The 17,131-nt window shown below is 46.6% G+C and carries 15 protein-coding genes; 10 read left to right on the forward strand and 5 right to left on the reverse strand.

All coding sequences use genetic code 11. The features are described from left to right. Window positions 1-135: 135 nt before the first annotated feature. A complete protein-coding gene (locus HHL17_RS12100; protein WP_169224970.1) occupies window positions 136-1,170 on the reverse strand; it encodes a hypothetical protein in 1,035 nt (344 codons plus the stop codon). Between the two features lie 282 nt (window positions 1,171-1,452). On the opposite strand from HHL17_RS12100, the gene proS reads away from it, so the two are divergent. The 3 genes from proS (at window position 1,453) to HHL17_RS12115 (ending at window position 6,776) form a co-directional block, all read left to right on the forward strand. Then, a complete protein-coding gene (gene proS, locus HHL17_RS12105) occupies window positions 1,453-2,928 on the forward strand; it encodes a proline--tRNA ligase (RefSeq protein WP_169224971.1) in 1,476 nt (491 codons plus the stop codon). A gap of 165 nt (window positions 2,929-3,093) precedes the next feature. Beyond that, window positions 3,094-6,018, forward strand: a complete 2,925-nt coding sequence (locus HHL17_RS12110) for a sensor histidine kinase (protein ID WP_169224972.1) — start codon at window positions 3,094-3,096, stop codon at window positions 6,016-6,018. Then, entirely contained in the window at window positions 6,015-6,776 is a 762-nt protein-coding gene (locus HHL17_RS12115) for a LytR/AlgR family response regulator transcription factor (protein ID WP_078672331.1), read from the forward strand. Before HHL17_RS12110 ends, HHL17_RS12115 begins: the two co-directional genes overlap by 4 nt. Before the next feature lie 251 nt (window positions 6,777-7,027). On the opposite strand, the gene HHL17_RS12120 is transcribed toward HHL17_RS12115, so the two are convergent. Beyond that, entirely contained in the window at window positions 7,028-8,605 is a 1,578-nt protein-coding gene (locus HHL17_RS12120) for a trypsin-like peptidase domain-containing protein (protein ID WP_169224973.1), read from the reverse strand. 346 nt (window positions 8,606-8,951) lie between these two features. Beyond that, window positions 8,952-9,950, reverse strand: coding sequence for an acyl-CoA reductase (locus tag HHL17_RS12125; RefSeq protein ID WP_169224974.1), 999 nt, complete (start codon window positions 9,948-9,950; stop codon window positions 8,952-8,954). A gap of 86 nt (window positions 9,951-10,036) precedes the next feature. On the opposite strand from HHL17_RS12125, the gene HHL17_RS12130 reads away from it, so the two are divergent. From HHL17_RS12130 to HHL17_RS12145, 4 genes are all read left to right on the forward strand, one after another. Further along, a complete protein-coding gene (locus HHL17_RS12130) occupies window positions 10,037-10,384 on the forward strand; it encodes a 4Fe-4S dicluster domain-containing protein (protein WP_169224975.1) in 348 nt (115 codons plus the stop codon). Between the two features lie 170 nt (window positions 10,385-10,554). After that, on the forward strand, window positions 10,555-11,544 hold the full coding sequence (locus tag HHL17_RS12135; RefSeq protein WP_169224976.1) for a D-alanine--D-alanine ligase: 990 nt from the start codon (window positions 10,555-10,557) through the stop codon (window positions 11,542-11,544). Between the two features lie 108 nt (window positions 11,545-11,652). Then, window positions 11,653-12,459: a PASTA domain-containing protein gene (locus HHL17_RS12140; protein WP_169224977.1), complete on the forward strand. Its 807-nt coding sequence runs from the start codon at window positions 11,653-11,655 to the stop codon at window positions 12,457-12,459. A 43-nt stretch (window positions 12,460-12,502) separates the two neighbouring features. Continuing rightward, entirely contained in the window at window positions 12,503-12,799 is a 297-nt protein-coding gene (locus tag HHL17_RS12145) for a rhodanese-like domain-containing protein (protein ID WP_169224978.1), read from the forward strand. A gap of 158 nt (window positions 12,800-12,957) precedes the next feature. Here the strand turns inward: HHL17_RS12145 and HHL17_RS12150 are convergent, their stop codons facing one another. Together HHL17_RS12150 and HHL17_RS12155 are read right to left on the reverse strand one after the other, a co-directional pair. Continuing rightward, window positions 12,958-13,377: a RidA family protein gene (locus HHL17_RS12150; protein ID WP_169224979.1), complete on the reverse strand. Its 420-nt coding sequence runs from the start codon at window positions 13,375-13,377 to the stop codon at window positions 12,958-12,960. 59 nt (window positions 13,378-13,436) lie between these two features. After that, window positions 13,437-14,555 (reverse strand): hypothetical protein, encoded by a 1,119-nt coding sequence (locus tag HHL17_RS12155; protein ID WP_169224980.1) that lies wholly within the window; start codon window positions 14,553-14,555, stop codon window positions 13,437-13,439. A 216-nt stretch (window positions 14,556-14,771) separates the two neighbouring features. Here HHL17_RS12155 and HHL17_RS12160 point away from each other — a divergent pair, with 216 nt between their 5' ends. From HHL17_RS12160 to HHL17_RS12170, 3 genes are all read left to right on the forward strand, one after another. Beyond that, entirely contained in the window at window positions 14,772-15,932 is a 1,161-nt protein-coding gene (locus HHL17_RS12160; RefSeq protein WP_206155968.1) for a tail fiber protein, read from the forward strand. A 49-nt stretch (window positions 15,933-15,981) separates the two neighbouring features. After that, a complete protein-coding gene (locus HHL17_RS12165; RefSeq protein WP_169224981.1) occupies window positions 15,982-16,164 on the forward strand; it encodes a hypothetical protein in 183 nt (60 codons plus the stop codon). Window positions 16,165-16,414: 250 nt separating this feature from the next. Then, window positions 16,415-17,125 carry a hypothetical protein gene (locus HHL17_RS12170; RefSeq protein ID WP_169224982.1) on the forward strand — a complete coding sequence of 237 codons (711 nt, stop codon included), beginning with the start codon at window positions 16,415-16,417 and terminating at the stop codon, window positions 17,123-17,125. Window positions 17,126-17,131 lie beyond the last annotated feature (6 nt).

Below are 17,131 nucleotides of genomic sequence, written 5' to 3' on the forward strand. Positions count from 1 at the left end.
AATTGAGATGTATTGGCAGAATGTCTGATGAATAACGTGCTGCGACAGATATAACGTTCACAAACAGGAAAACTTATGTCCTATAAAAAGATAAGCGTAGTTTTTTTGCTACGCTTATCTTGAATTCGTTAGGTATTAACGTCCGCCTCTGGAAGGACGGGTGTAGCCACCGCCACCACCACCGCCGCCGGAGTTACTGCGTCCGCCGCCACTCGGTGCTGAGTAGCTGGGTGCCGGAGAAGGCGCGGAAGGACGGGAGTATTCCACACGGGATGGGCGGGAATAGTTGCCACCGTTATTATTGTAGTTACCGCCGCCATTGTCATAGGAAGGACGGGAGATAACTGGTCTTTCTGAGCTGGACTGCTGGAACACACGGCGCGGACGGTCTGTGTTGGATGGCACATAGTTGCCATTGCCTCCACCGTTCACCGGCGCTGTTGCACCTCTTGAAGGACGGTAGTAACCACCGCCGCCACTGTTGCCACCGCTGTTGTTGGTGTAATTGGAGCGGGAGATACGTTCGTTGTTGTTTCTAACCGGTCCGTAAGAGTTGGCTGGACGGGTATAGTAACCACCACCGTAGTGGCCGCCACCATAATAACCACCGCCATAGTAACCACCTGCATAATAGGGATAATGGCCGTAGTAACCGCCGCCATAGTAAGGCCAGTAGGAACCAATGTAAGGATAACCACCCCAGCCCATGCCTAAGCCATAGCTCCAGGGACGGTAGAAGCCACCGTAACCCCAACCGAAGCCCATGCTCATAGAAGGGCCCCAGAGGCTGCTGTAACCGAAGCTGCTGTACGGGCCATAGCCATAACCGAAGCCACTGCCCATGTACATGTTGCTGGCCGCATTATAACCATCCCAGTATCCGCCGTTGTAAGTACCGGCGTTGCTGCCAAAACGGTTGATCCTGCGTTGATAATCACCCTGATCATCATCGTAGGTCACATAAGTGCCGCCGTCATCGGGCGCATCTGTATATCTGCCGTTCTCATCCTGTACAGAATTACCGTTGGAACCGTTGTTGGAAGCATAGGTACGCTGTTGCTGGCGAGGTGAATAATATACATCGTCCGGTGTCTGGGCCGTCTTGTATGTGCTGGAACATGCGCCCAGAGCGAACGAACCAGCCAGTGCAATGTATAGTATAGGTTTCATTTGAAATATATTTTTAGCGTGATTTATATAGTAAATTTACAATTTTATAACGGATATTAGGGAACAAAGTTACAATTACAGTACGGGTTATTTTATTTTGGCCGGACTATTTGCACCTTTATGATTTTCATGTAGGTTTGTAACATTTTCTTTTTAAATATTTGAGACAAAAACTACGCCAGTTTGAAACCTTTTTCCGGCCAGCCGGAAGATAATTTTGACTAGACAAATTTGATAATTTTTAGCTAAAAGATAAAGGAATATAAATTAGTATTTTTATTTATGAGTAAAGAGATCACAGCCCGTTCGGAAGATTATTCGAAATGGTACAATGACCTGGTGGTGAAAGGCGGTCTGGCAGATTACTCTGCCGTTAGAGGCTGTATGGTGATCAAACCATATGGTTATGCGCTTTGGGAAGCCATGCGCGACGTCCTGGACAGCAAATTCAAGGAAACCGGTCACCAGAACGCTTATTTCCCGCTGTTTATCCCCAAAAGTTTCCTCAGCAAAGAAGCTGCCCACGTGGAAGGCTTCGCCAAGGAATGCGCCGTGGTAACCCACTACCGTCTGAAAAATGACCCCAATGGCGGTGGGGTAGTAGTAGACCCGGAAGCTAAACTGGAAGAGGAACTGATCGTTCGACCCACTTCTGAAACAATCATCTGGAACACCTATAAGGACTGGATCCAATCTTATCGTGACCTGCCCCTGCTGATCAACCAGTGGGCCAACGTGGTACGCTGGGAAATGCGCACCCGCCTCTTCCTCCGCACGGCCGAATTCCTCTGGCAGGAAGGCCACACCGCCCACGCTACAGCGGAAGAAGCGGTCGCGGAAACAGAACAGATGCTGCATATCTACGCTGAATTCGCCGAGCAATACATGGCGGTACCGGTTATCCGTGGCGTAAAAACCGCCAGCGAAAGATTTGCCGGCGCTGTCAACACCTATTGCGTGGAAGCGCTGATGCAGGACGGTAAAGCCCTGCAGGCAGGTACTTCCCACTTCCTCGGCCAGAACTTCGCGAAAGCTTTCGATGTACAGTTCTCCAACAAGGAAAATAAACTGGACTACGTATGGGCTACCTCCTGGGGCGTATCTACCCGCCTGATCGGTGGCCTTATCATGGTACACAGCGACGATCAGGGCCTGGTACTGCCTCCCCGCATCGCTCCCCTCCAGGTGGTGATCGTACCTATCTATAAAGGCGCGGACCAGAAAACAGCACTCGACGAAAAAGTTAACGTGATCGTGGCGGAACTGAAAAAAGCCGGTATCCGCGTGAAATACGACGACTCCGATAATAACCGCCCAGGCTGGAAATTCGCTGAATACGAAATGAAAGGCGTACCTGTTCGTATAGCCATCGGCGCGAGAGACCTCGAAAATAATGTGGCTGAAGTGGCCCGCCGCGATACGAAAGAGAAAATGAGCCTCTCCCTCGACGGACTGGCAGGCCGTATCGGTGAACTGCTGGAGGAAATCCAACAGCAACTCTTCACCAAAGCCCTGACCTACCGGGATGAACACATCACCCGCGTAGATACTTTCGAGGAATTCCAGAAAGTACTGGATGAAAAAACAGGCTTCGTATCTGCCCATTGGGACGGTACCGCTGAAACGGAAGAGAAAATCAAAGAACTGACAAAAGCAACCATCCGTTGTATACCACTGGACAACCCTCAGGAAGCAGGCACCTGCGTCTTCTCGGGTAAACCATCCAAAGAACGGGTATTGTTTGCAAGAGCATACTAAAATCAATTACGGATTACGAATTACGAACTACGAATGAAAGCCGTTTGTAGTCGTAATTCGTAATTTGTAATTAATGGAATTACAAATGACCAACTGTTAACGGACCTACTGTCATTGGCAGCCCGCATTCGTAATTCGTAATTTGTAATTCGTAATTCATCATTGATGTCCATTACCCGTTTCATACTGTTATGGTGGCTGGTCATCTTTTGCACAGGTTACAACGCACAGGCCCAGGGCCTGATGATCCGCAACTACAATGTAAAAGATGGGTTGGCTAACGCTACTGTTTATGCCGCCGTACAGGATAAAGACGGATTCATCTGGTTTGCTACACCCACCGGTGTCAGTAAGTTCGATGGCAAACGTTTTCGTAACTACGCCAAAAAAGACGGCCTCCCCGATAACGATGTGGTCAAGCTCGCCGCTGACTCACAAGGAAGATTATGGTTTTTTACACTCAACGGAAAACTCTCCTTTTACGACCATACCTATATCCATAACGAGGAGAATGACCCCTCCCTGAAATTTAATGGCCGGAGCCATTATATGCAATACGCTTTTGAGGGCGATGCCCGCTATGTGTATTTTTTTAATTCCAATAACCGCATTGTCACCTATAACGGTAAAAACACTGAATACGATAAGCGTGACATCGAAACCAACTTCCTCTACCTGCTCCGTAATGGCAAGGTATTCCGCCCATTGCAAAAGGCCTTTCATGTAGGGAACCTCCGTGATCCGACTAACCTTCTTCAGGAAATATCCTCCATATGCCCTTACCCGTTTGACAACGAAAATGCGGATGCGGTACGCAATGGTCCGATATTGATGGTCCGTAATTCCCTGTACACCTACGCTCCCCAGAAAATAAGCTGCTTCTTCAACGGCGCCGACTGGGGCATTAAAGACGAAATCAGTAACCTCTGCATCGATAACGATAACCTCTGGATCGGTACCCAGCGCGCTTTGTACTATATCAAAGGTTTTTTTAAGGGAGATAAAAAAATCACCAAACTCCTCGATAACCACAATATTACCTCCTTGCTGAAAGACCGCGATGGTAATATCTGGATCACCACCTTCGGCGATGGCGTGTACAATATCCCCTACAAAAATTTTTACTTCAGCTATCTCGACAATACCAACGGACTATATTCCCACTCCATCTTCAGCATCTCTAAGGACAAAAAAACAGATATGCTCCTGATCGGGCAAAATGCCGGCATCCTCAACACCATCAGCAGCACCGGCGTCACCCGGCAATTCACGCTCGATACTGCCAGTGGCCGCAATAGCCTGCTCTCCATTTTGCCCTACAAGGAAAATGAAGTCCTGATCGGAACAGACAACGGCCTGGTACTGTTTAATACCGCTTCCCAGAAAGCTTCTCAGCTGAAAGCGGTAAAAATGCTGAAAGACGTGGATATCTCCCCCGCCGGGAAAATCAGGATAGCAGCGAAAAACCAGGTCATCGCATTGGATGATTATGTGATCGGCGACCTGGACATGATCGTTACTTCCATCGCCAGCGTCAACGATTCCATGTATTTCGTGGGTACCAGCAATGGCCTGTTTACCTGCACCGACGGTACCCGAACGCTGAAACCGGCCACCAACGATTCCTTACGCAAACTCAGCATCAAAGACCTGAAATGGATCGATGGTTACCTGTGGATAGGCACCAGCGATCAGGGCATCTACGTGATGCACGGCGATACGGTCATCAAACACCTGTCATCCGCCAATAACCTCGCCAGTGATATCTGCCAGCAACTCTATTATGATGGTCACCAGAAGCTGTATGTGGCCACCAATAAAGGCGTTTCTGTGATTAATGTAAAAGAACAGCGCATTGACCGTAACATCACCTCCAACGACGGGCTCATGTCTGACGATATCCGGGGTGTTTATTACGACGATGGCATCCTGTATATCGCTACTTCCAACGGCCTCTGTTATTTTAAGGGAGACCATCTGCCGGTGGATACCGTGCCGCCGGTGATCTACCTTAGCAACATCCGGTATGGCGACAGTACCTATATACCGGGAGACAACTTCGTACATCTCTATAAGCGGAAAGCTTCTTTCGAGGCAGAATTCGGCACCATCGTGTTCGACCTGCCGGAACTGGTGGAATACCAGTATAATTTTTCAGGAGACACCACCAACGGATGGGTCACCACCATGTCCAATATTATTCCGTTCCCCGACCTGCAGCCCGGTAATTACAAGTTGATGGTGCGGGCACGCAAATATAAAAGCGACTGGTCCAAGCCGCTTAGCCTGAATGTCAATATCCTGCCACAATGGTACCAGCAATGGTGGGCCCGCGGCATTCTCCTCCTGGCGGGACTGCTGGCTATCCTGGTCGTACTGCGTTTCATCGTGAAACGGATCAAACAGGCGGAAAAGCGAAAGACGGAATACAACCGCCGTATTGCGGAACTGGAAGCCAAAGCGTTGACCAACCAGATGAACCCGCATTTTATCTTCAATTCGCTCAACTCGGTGCAGCACCTGATCCTGGAGAAAGAGGAGAAGCAGGCGCTCAACTTCCTCGCAGATTTTGCCACCCTGATGCGCCAGATGCTCAATAATTCCAGGAAATCCTATATTTCGCTGGAAGAGGAGATCGCTTTCCTGACCCGTTACCTCGAGTTGGAGAAGATCCGTTTTGCGCACTCCTTTACCTACCATTTCATTATGGAAGAGTCATTGAAAGATTACACTATATATATCCCCCCCATGATTATCCAGCCAATTGTGGAAAATGCTATTAAACACGGGCTGGCGCCGAAGAACAGCGCCGGTTACCTGGAAATCCGGATAGAAATGGTGGATGATCTGCTCTATTGCTCCGTGGACGACGACGGAATTGGCTGGGACAAGTCCAATAGTATCAAAAGCTCGCGGCTGATAAAACACGAATCTACCGCACTGAGCGTGATAAAGGAAAGGTTGCAGATTATAAAATCTTTTAATGGAAGTGTTGGAAAGTTAGAAATTATTGATAAATTTAAATCTGGTTTCGGCAATAAGGAAGGTACCTTAGTTGAAATTCTGATTCCCATTGTTAAGATGTTATGAGTAATATAAAAGCTGCCATTGTAGACGATGAAGTCCGCAACATTCATATTTTGCGCAATATTCTGGAAAACTATTGTAAAGATGTTACTGTAGTCGGGGAAGCGCAGAATATCAATGAGGCGGCAGAAATGATTAAAAACAACCCCATTGACGTACTGTTCCTGGACATTGAGATGCCTCCGCATAATGGTTTCCAGTTGCTGGAAATGTTCCCTGTGCTGAACTTTGAGGTTATTTTTATCACTGCCTTCCAGGAATACGCTTTACAAGCCATCAAATTTGCGGCATTAGACTACCTGCTCAAACCAATTAAGGTGAGCGAGGTGGAAGACGCATTGGAAAAAGTCAAGAAAAGCAAGAAAGGAAGACTGAACGAACTGGCTTCTATTCTGAAAGACTACGTTAAAAACAACGATAACGCCTTCTCCAAGATAGTCATCCCCGTGAATGACGGCTATAACGTCATTGACCTGAAGGACATTATCTACTGCGAAGCCTTCGATAGCTATACCAAAATACAGCTGATCAACAACGTGTCCCATCTGATCTCCAAATCCCTGAAGGAATATGAGGAAATGTTGTCGGACAAGGGATTCTACCGGGTACACAAATCCTTCCTGATCAATATTCACCACATTGTGAAGATTATCAAAGGATTAGGCACCGCCGTGGTGATGAGCGACCAGAAAAATATTCCGATTTCTTCCCGCAAAAAAGACGAGTTTTTCACCCAGCTGAAAGGAGTGATCAACCTGTAAGCTTGTCTGACACTGAAGATTTTGAGCCGGTGGCCTTGCGCTTAACCGGCTTTTTTGTGCGTTCCCTGTATGGAATATACTGTTCACGAGGTCATGTAACCGAACCTCATATACTTATCTTATTTTCATTATGGGTTTTCATAGATCTAGCTATTACTTGTTAGTTTGTCCAGACTTTACTTGTACTTTTTTAAAAGAAAAGCCCCGTTTCGTATTGAAACGGGGCTTTCTTTTAAAAAGGTGCCGGCGTATTACAGGTTTTCTGCACCTGCACCAGCAGTATTGATATTATAATAGTAGATATTGCCACCTCTCTGCGGATAGAAACCTACCAGTTGTATATTTTTCTCCTTATCAAGGATGGAGCTAAGCGTGTTGACAGAAGTAACCGTTGTGTTACCGGCCTTCAGGATAACGAAACCGGGGACCATGCTGGTCTGTTTTTTAAGGATACCGGTACTGATATCATTTACCCTGACACCACCTTTTACACCAATGCTGGTGGCCTCTTCTTTGGAAAGTTCAGAGAGGTCGGCGCCCAGTCTGTCGAGGCTGGTGATCCTCACCACATCGGTATTGCCCTGCAGGTTACGGAGCGTAATGTTGCTGCTGGTGAATTCCTTATCGCCACGCAGATAGGTGATGCTGATCTTATCACCTGGTTTGTAACGGGCCACCTGTTCACTCATCTGGGAGGAACCGGCAATATTCACACCATTGATTTTAGTGATGATATCGCCCTGGCGGAGGCCTGCGGACGCGGCGGAGCTGTTGTCCATTACTTCAGTGATCTGCACGCCGGTCACATCACGTTTTACACCGATTTCCCGCAGCTGGTCGTCTGTCATAGCGGCGATTGCAGCCGGAGAGGCATATTTAACACCGAGGTAAGCCCGCTGTACGCTGCCATATTTCAGGATATCATTCACCACTTTCCTGACAAGGTTTACCGGGATAGCGTAGGAATAACCTGCGTAAGAGCCGGTCGGAGACGCGATAGCGGAGTTGATGCCCACCAGTTCACCGGCAGTATTCACCAGTGCGCCGCCGCTGTTACCCTGGTTCACCGCAGCATCGGTCTGTATAAATGATTCTATGGAGTTATTGATTCTGCCACCGCTTTTATTGATACCGATAGAGCGGGATTTGGCGCTGACGATACCGGCGGTAACGGTTGCGTCGAGGTTAAGGGGGTAACCGACAGCCAGCACCCATTGACCGATATCCACGTTATCAGAGTTGCCATACAGCATGTAAGGAAGGTTCTTGGCTGGGATCTTGATCACCGCGAGATCGGTGCTGGGGTCAGTGCCCACCAGTTTGGCCTTGAAGGTTTTATTTTCATTGGCCAGGGAAACGGTGATTTCGTCAGCATCAGCAATTACGTGATTGTTGGTCACGATATAGCCGTCATCAGAGATCAATACACCGGAGCCGGAAGCCATCTGGCCGGGGACATAATAGCGGCGGCCATCTCCGCCTCCGTTGAATTCATCGCCAAAAAATTCGTCACCAAAGAGGTCCTGCAGGATGCTGCGTCTTTTCTGAAGTCCGTTGGTTACCTGTCGGGGATTGATTTTTGTTTTGATATGGACTACGCCGGGAACGGCTGTTCTGGCGGCAGTCACAAAATCGGAGGGGGGTACGGCGTTGGCTTTGCTGTCGGTACCGGGCATGTTATACCTTGCATAGTTTACGGGGATGTCATTGGAACCGTTTTGAAAAATGCCCGGGCGCCTGCCTTCAAAGTATTTGCCATACACAAATATGGCAGCAACGGCAGTAACAGCACTGATCAACACTGTCGTAACAATTTGCTTGAATTTCATATTATAGTGTGTTTAGCGTTGTGATACTAAATAATGTATATTTTTAATAACGTAGATAAGATCAATTTATATGCCCTTGATACAAATTTAGTAGCGGTAGCGAATGAAACCAACAATGGCATATTTACTTTAACAGATTTTTATGTCAATCGTTAAATACAGCTAAAAAACAGGCTGACAGGATAACACAGGGCAATGACAATATAACAAAAAGCTTGACAAAAAGTTACTTTACCGAAAGCACAAAGCAGTAGGAACGAAAAAAATATTCAATAAAAACAACGAGCGAAGGCCTGGTCTGGTCTTCGCTCGTTGTTTTTTATTGATCTTCAAAATCTTAGTATGATTACAGTTCCAGCAGGAATGCCAGGGTATCCACGCCATCGGCATAATCTGACAGGGAAGGCTGCTGGGCTTTACCGAAAGGGGTAAACTGCTGCCCTACCAGGCACTGAAGGTCTGGTTGGGCGGTCATATCCTCCCGGAGCTGCTGCATGTCTTTATAATAGCCATAATGCAGTACGCTGAGCGGCGAAAACAGGGAAGCTGCCTCATGAAGCAGGATGCTGCCATTAGTCAGATAAGCGCTGCTATTGAGCAGGAACAGGGCCAGGTTATAATCGTAGTTGTTTTTGTACTTGTGATGGTCAGCCAGGTAGTCGTATTTGCCGAGGGCTTTGAGCAGCGGCTCAAAGTCGTACCCTTCGGGCACCATTACCTTGGTCACGTTGCGGCATCCCAGGCCAAAGTAGAGCATCACGTCATCTGCCAGTGCTTCCAGTTCGGCAGGGCTTTCCTGGCCGGTCAGGATGGCGGCAGAGGTCCGGTTATGCCGGATGATATGCGGGTATTTGGAAAAGTAGTAGTTGAAGTACCGGGCGGAGTTGTTGCTGCCGGTAGCGATGTAGGCGTCGCAGTTTTTCAGGATTTCCAGTATTTCCGTCTGTTCGGCCAGTTCCGGGTACCATTCGGTCATTTTGTCAAGGATATGACGCATCAGTACCTCATCTTTGGAGGAGAGCTTCATTTTGATGTGGTGGCCGCTGATGAATCCGCACAGCCAGTCGTGAAACCCGACGAGGGGGATATTGCCGGCCACTACGATACCCACCTTTTTAGGTGCCCGTTCCCCGGCCGTGGCGGGGTACTGCTGCAGCCAGGCCTGCAGTGCTGCCGGTTCCAGGTAGTACTGGCAGATGCTGTCAATGGATTTATCAATAAATGCAGGGGTGAACCAGCCATTGGCCAAGTAAGCACGTTCCTTTACTGCTGTCAACTCCGTACTGTTGCCCGCCAAATACTGCCCCAGGCGTACCAATGCTGCTTCTTTTTCTGCTATGTTCATGAAACTGTTATAAATATTTGATTTAATTAAACCGGGAATTTTTATTTTTGCAAAATTAATGGCTTACTACTAAAAAAGTTTACTCTATGGCAATTAAGATAACAGATGAATGTATAAATTGCGGCGCTTGTGAACCGGAATGCCCCAATAACGCCATCTATGAAGGTGGTGTAGAATGGGCACTGGCCGATGGTACTACCGTAAAAGGTTCCTATACCCTGATGGATGGCAGCCCAATGGACGCAGATCAGCGTAATGCTCCAATCAGTGTTGATACCTATTACATTGTGCCGAACAAGTGTACCGAATGCCAGGGTTTCCACGAAGAACCGCAATGTGCTGCTGTTTGCCCAGTAGACTGCTGTGTTCCGGACGAAATGTACCAGGAAACAGTAGATGAGCTGATGGCTAAGAAAGACAGACTGCACCTCTAATATATGCAAGCCCCCTTATTAAAAGCCGTCCGGTAGCCTCCGGACGGCTTTTTTATACCTCCGGCGGCCCATGTTCCGCCGGTAGCCGGAAATTAATGAAACGCCGGCTGACCGGCTGTTGACAATTAACAAATAACCTTTAACTTTACCCGCTTATAGTAATTTATCTTATGAAGAAGAACATCGCCTTGGTAGCTGGTGGATATTCCGGAGAATATGTAATATCCGTCCAGAGCGCTGAAACTATAGAGAAAAACCTGGACAGCAGCAAATATGCTGTATATAAAATCATCGTTACCCGGGAGGGATGGCGCCATACTGCCACTGACGGCACTGTTTATGAAATCGATAAAAACGACTTCTCCCTGAATATAGGCGGTAGCAAGATAAAATTCGACGCGGTGTTTATCGGTATCCACGGTACCCCTGGCGAAGACGGCCGTCTGCAGGGCTACTTTGAAATGCTGGATATCCCGTATACCAGCTGTGGCATGGTGACTTCGGCGCTGACCTTCAATAAGAGCTATTGTAATAAAGTGGTGGCAGCCCTCAACGTGGTGAATGTCTCCAAATCCGTACATATTTTCCGTGACCAGCCGCACGATCCGGCAGCTATCCTCCAGGAACTGCGTTTGCCCGTTTTCGTGAAACCGGCGGAAGGAGGCAGCAGCATCGGCATGTCTAAAGTGAAAACAGCAGAAGAACTGCCTGCTGCCATAGAAAAAGCCTTTAAAGAAGACAATCAGGTGCTCATCGAGGAGTTTATCAAAGGCAGGGAACTGACCATCGGTCTTTACAAAACCAACGGCACCCTGAATGTACTGCCGATCACAGAAGTGGTAAGCAGCAAGGAATTCTTCGACTACGAAGCGAAATATACACCGGGCGTGTCCAACGAAATCACGCCGGCGCCGGTATCAGCCGATATTACGGCACTGGTACAAAAAACAGCGTCCACCCTGTACAATAAACTGAATTGTAAAGGGATCACCCGGATTGACTTTATCTATGAGGAAGCAACCGGTAAACTGTACTTCCTGGAAGCCAACACCATGCCCGGCCAGTCTGAAAACAGCCTTGTACCACAACAGGTAAGGGCTGCCGGTAAAACCCTGCAGGCGTTTTATGGTGAAGTACTGGAAGAATGCATGAAGAAATAAATTACGCATTACGAATGATGAATTACGAATGAAAGCGGATGCTTAATTTGGGGTTCTCAATTCGTAATTCGTAATTGGTAATTCGTAATTTTAAAACAAATCATTATCGTGTTCGACTTTATTACCAAACGCTCTTTCGGAATTAACCTGTTGATCGTAGTAGCGTTCTTTTTTGGGCTGGCACTGTTGTTCTTCTCCCTGTTGGGCGTTATTACCCGGCATAATGAAGAACTGACCGTTCCGGACGTGCGGGGGAAAAGTGTGAAAGAAGCTATGGCCATCCTGGAAAAGGCAGGATTTGACGCCGATGTAAGAGACTCCATCTACATAGACAGTATACCTCCTTTGTCTGTATGGGTACAAACTCCCGATAAAGGCGCGCGGGTAAAAGTCGGCAGAACGATCTACCTGACGGTCAACAAAGTGGTGGCTCCCATGGTGAAAATGCCTGATCTGGAGGGCTTGACCTTCCGCAGCGCGGAAATGGTGCTGAAAAGCGTGCGCCTTAATGTGGGAGATACCATCTATAAACCGGACTTCGCTACCAATACCGTATTGCAGCAATTGCTCAATGGCAAACGTGTCAAACCCGGCACACCCGTCGCTGAAGGCAGCAACATTACGCTGATCATCAGCAGCGGCACCGGCAGCATCGAAAACCCGGTACCCGACTTTGTAGGCCTCACCTTTGCGGAAGCCCGTGAAATGCTGAATGCCAACAACCTGAGTGCAGGCACCATCATCATTGATCCCGGTGTAACGGATACGGCTAATGCGTTTATCATCAAGCAGGTGCCTACCCGCAGAAATGAAATCGGTGACTTCAATATGGTAAGGGCCGGTGAAAGTATCGACCTGTGGCTGTCTGCCTCCAAACCGGTGAAAGACTCCGCGCAAGTGCCGGCACAACAATAAGCATCAAAACCACCATTTTTAAACTGAACTTAAACTTAATATCATGCAGAATATCACTAAAGAAGAACTGAAACAGCGCATCGATAACGGTGAACAACTGAACATCCTCGATGTTCGTGAACCACACGAACGTGCTGAGTTTAATATCGGTGGCTTTCATATTCCGCTGGGCCTCGTACAGGCAATGCAGGTGGATGAAATCGAACACCTGAAAGATGAAGAAGTAATCGTATACTGCCGCAGCGGCAACCGTAGCGGTCAGGCATGTATGCTGCTCGAAACTATGGGCTTCACCAATGTGAAGAACCTGACAGGCGGTATGCTCAACTGGCAACTGTGATGATCATGATTACTGCTGATTCTCCTGATTCACAAAGATTGGTGCGAATAGTAGTACAATAACTTTTTGTTTAAAATCGCGAAACATAACCAGTACAATAGAACATATTATCCTGGCTATGTTTCGCGCTTTTACTTATATATGATATCATCTACGCTTTATCTCCCTGAATCAGGCGAATCAGCAGTAATCCTGTCCATCACAGTTGCTGTCGCTTCTATCTCCACCAGGTAGCGGGGATCTATCAGTCTACTTACCTCTACCATGGTGGTGGCGGGTTTGATGGCTTTGAAAAATTCACCATGTGCCCGGCCATACTCTTCCCAACGGGAAATGTCTGTTACAAACATGCGGGTCCTGACTACGTCATGCAGTGTAGCACCTGCAGATATAAGGATAGATTCTATTTTAGCCAGTACAAACCGTGTCTGTTCATAGGCATCACCTTCTGCTACTACTTTATCATTATCTACTGCCACTGTACCTGATACTTCGATGGTATTGCCTGTCCGTACTGCGCGGGAATATCCCACCTTGTTTTCCCATTGTGCGCCGGAAGAGTAAAGGGTGCGTTTCATAAAATTGTGTTTTGAAGAAGGGTAAGAGGATGGTTCAAAAGTACGCTTTAAAGGGCATACTATACCCCGTTATTAGCGGCCGACTGCTGTGGCGGCAAGTTTCGGAATTTGACTACCCTGCCCAGCAAGTCGAACCAGAAAGGTGCGCCCAGCGAGATGGCGAGGGCTGTAATACACCATCCTGCCAGTACCAGCCAGCCATTCTGCTGATAAGGGTGCGTGAAGCCGCAGTGCAGCTCCTTTTTGCCGCCGGTGGTATCAGTTACACAATCGCGGCTGATGCCCAGCACATTTTTAGCGTCGCCGGCATCCTGCCGGAGGATAGCGTATACGCCGATGAGTGCAGTGTCTTTTAGCATCATGCTTATAGATGTGTCCTGCCTGAAATAGCTGCTGTCGCGGTGCATGATATTTTTTCGTGCAAGCGTGTCCGTAACTGCGGCATACGAAGGCTCACGGCTGGCTACCAGCCGCACCATCTGCTCCCGTACATTTTTATCTTTCATCAGGATACGGGCAATGGCGATCGTGTCCACATTAAATACCGCAGCGATGCCCAGCCCGAGTATCAGCAGCCACACCTGTGTTTGCCGACGATACCAGCCGCTGGCGCGGGTCATGGTTTCATTGAACCAGGTTTCCATATTGCTCCGGAACTGAGGTACATCGTAATGGGCATCTTCAAAAAGATTCCGCAGATGGGTGATCGTGTCCGGCGCCAGCTGCAGCGTATTAAGGGTCAGACTGTTGCGGATGGCGGCTGTTTCTGACTGATTTTCCTCCAGTGTTCCGCGCAACAGATGCACCATCGTCTGTGAAAATATCTGCGGACTGATGTAGGCAGGCCTGGCCGAAGCGCTGTTTTCCCCGAGGTAACGGATGGAGGGCGACTGGTAGAACTTCTTCAGAAACGGGCTGTTCTGAAAAGGTGTGAAAAAGTGGACCACACTCCAGCCCAGCTCATAAAACCAGTTGAAAAAAGTGTACCGGCCGAAAACGCCGAGGTCTCCGCTTCGGTCATCATCTTCCAGCAAACGGCGCAATGCTTTGGTCAATACCCGCGCCCGGGCGTTGAACAGCCGTGCGGCCATTTCCTGTACAATGGAAGCTAACAAACTGTACAGCAGATAAATGAATATCAGCCCCAGTGCCACATCTATGGCAAGATTACTAAACATAGGATACTTGATTAGTTGACATATAACTATAAAGTTAAATGTTTATGCTAAAGATAGGATGGGGTGACGCAGTGTATTTGTGTGCAGGATATTTTTTACAAATCACACGTTTGTGTGATGGTGGGGGTTTGATTTTTTATGCTATTTCGTGGCGTCAAAGAATGCATGTTAACCTTGTCCACTCAAGTATTAAATATTCTGTTAAATAATTTACCTATGAAACATTTCAAATTGGTAAGCTTCTGGCTTATTATCTGTTGTTTTATTTGCCCGGCTGTGTCATCGGCACAAACGGAAGTTCCGTGGAAGTTTATTGGAGCGACGCAAACGACTGGCAGCCCCTATGATTGGTATTATTACAAGATTGCTCAGGTAAATAGTAATACTGATAGATATGGATCTATGATTGAGGTGTCTATTCAGGCAGATGCCAATTCCTTTGAAATGCAAGGAACCTTCCTGATCCGTATTGATAAATTCGATAATACTGTGGGTAGGTTTGATGGAATGGAAATCCGGTGTACCTCTGGTAATCCTGTTGCAGCCACGTTTTATGTGTTTAATGATGCCTTATGGGTGAGGCCTAATTATAAATGGGGGGGTGTTTATTTAAAAGCAACCCATATAATACATAGTCCTTTAACAGAAGGTACATATGGACAAACAACCACAGAACCAACAGGTTTTCTGGCTAAAACGGCAGACTACGGCCTGAAATGTGATTTCGACAATAATCGTGTATTTAAGTTGCCATTTACAGATATAGGAGGTTTTACCTATACTCCCAATGGAGTTAGCATTGGAAGCTCTTTAAGACAGAGTCTGGTAAACATTAATGGAATAGGGAGAGTGAATGATGACTATGTCTACATTACAAGGGATTCTATTTCGGCCAATACAGATTTTTATTCCAACTATTTAAGCTCATCCGATGTACAGAAGGGTACCTTTTCATATGGTGTACGGCCAACCAGCAAAGCATGGCAGATTTATGAAAAGGGCTTTAATGCTAATTGGACCAATCTGCTCCATATTGGTGCAAACGGTAATGTAGGTATCGGTACCAATACTCCCCAGGCTAAACTAGCCGTAAAAGGCACTGTCCTCGCCCAAAGGGTAAAAGTCAGCGTTGCTGCGGCTGAATGGCCAGACTACGTCTTCAATAAAAACTATGTACTGCCTTCTTTACAGGAAGTGGAAAACTATATCAGCCAGCATCAGCATTTGCCCGATATGCCGGCAGCTGCGGAAGTGGCCAAGGATGGCCATGATCTTGGTGAAATGAACCGGAAGCTTTTGCAGAAAGTAGAAGAGTTGACCTTGTATATCATCGATCTGCAAAAAAGAATCGCTACGTTGGAACAACGCTCTAATTAATCGAAATCAAATCAAAAACGAATACACAAACCATTAACCAAACAAAATCATGGGAGTTAATTATTTAGTACTACTGTTTACAAGCCTGTATCTGGCAGGAACTTTCCTGTATTACAAATACGCAAAGAAAAAAGGCATCGAGTTCAGGTATAAACCTTTTTACCTGTTGGCTGTAATCGTACTGTTTTTATTTTCACTGTATGGTATCATTGTAGGCAAACAGTTTTTTTAAGACAGACTATTTTACCAATGAACAGACAACTGCCTGTGTAAAACAGGCAGTTGTCCATAAGTTTGCAAATAGTCATGGAAGGAAAATCTATTTACCCGTTTCTCTGGGTACTGCTGACTGTGATGCTGCTTTTCTGGTGGATGTTTGGGAAGAAGAAAAGACAGAACGAAACCAATCAAAAAAAGCCATTAAAACAGGATGTAAGGCGAAAAAGCAGTACTATTCCTAAAAAGTAAATATAACAACCAGGATGATGACAGTAGATATTGAGATAAATAGTGCGAAAGATACAGAACACCTGAAGGCCCAAAACATGGATGATATTGACAGGTTAAACTTGTATATCTATACCAACATTTCTTTAAAGTTTATACAAAACCTTAAAAATCTAAAAAGCCTTTTGATTGCGGGGAGCGTCAAAGATTTATCGCCCATATCGCACTGTAAATCAATTAAAGAACTGACTATTAGCAGCAAAGGCGCGATCAATACTTTGGACTTTCTTCAGGAACTTTCTTTGGAATCCCTAAAACTGGAGGGGTTTACATCCAAAAGTGAAAATCTGGTCATACCTGATTTACCATCATTAAGAAACATGGAGATAGCGGCTGTCTCAGCCATCAATGACCTGGCTTTCTTAGGTGATTTCTCGGCCATTGAAAGGATATCCTTATTTGAACTGAATTCCCCAAAGCTGTTTGATTTTTCAAAATTGAAACAGCTAAAAGAGCTGAGATTAATCAATATGTTCCATTTGAAAGACCTTTCCGAACTGGCTACCATCAATAGTATTGATAAGATTTACATTCAGGAATTTTATGTCAACAGGAAAATCAGGAATCATAAAAAAGAAGCACTGCTTAAAATTATTCCGGATTTAAAACAGGCAGATATAATTGAACTGAATATTAATAATGAAAAATTCAATAGAGAAGCATTGCTACAGGAATTGAATAAGTAAAAGCAT

It is taken from the genome of Chitinophaga fulva (assembly GCF_012927205.1).
GTDB classification, from domain to species: domain Bacteria; phylum Bacteroidota; class Bacteroidia; order Chitinophagales; family Chitinophagaceae; genus Chitinophaga; species Chitinophaga fulva.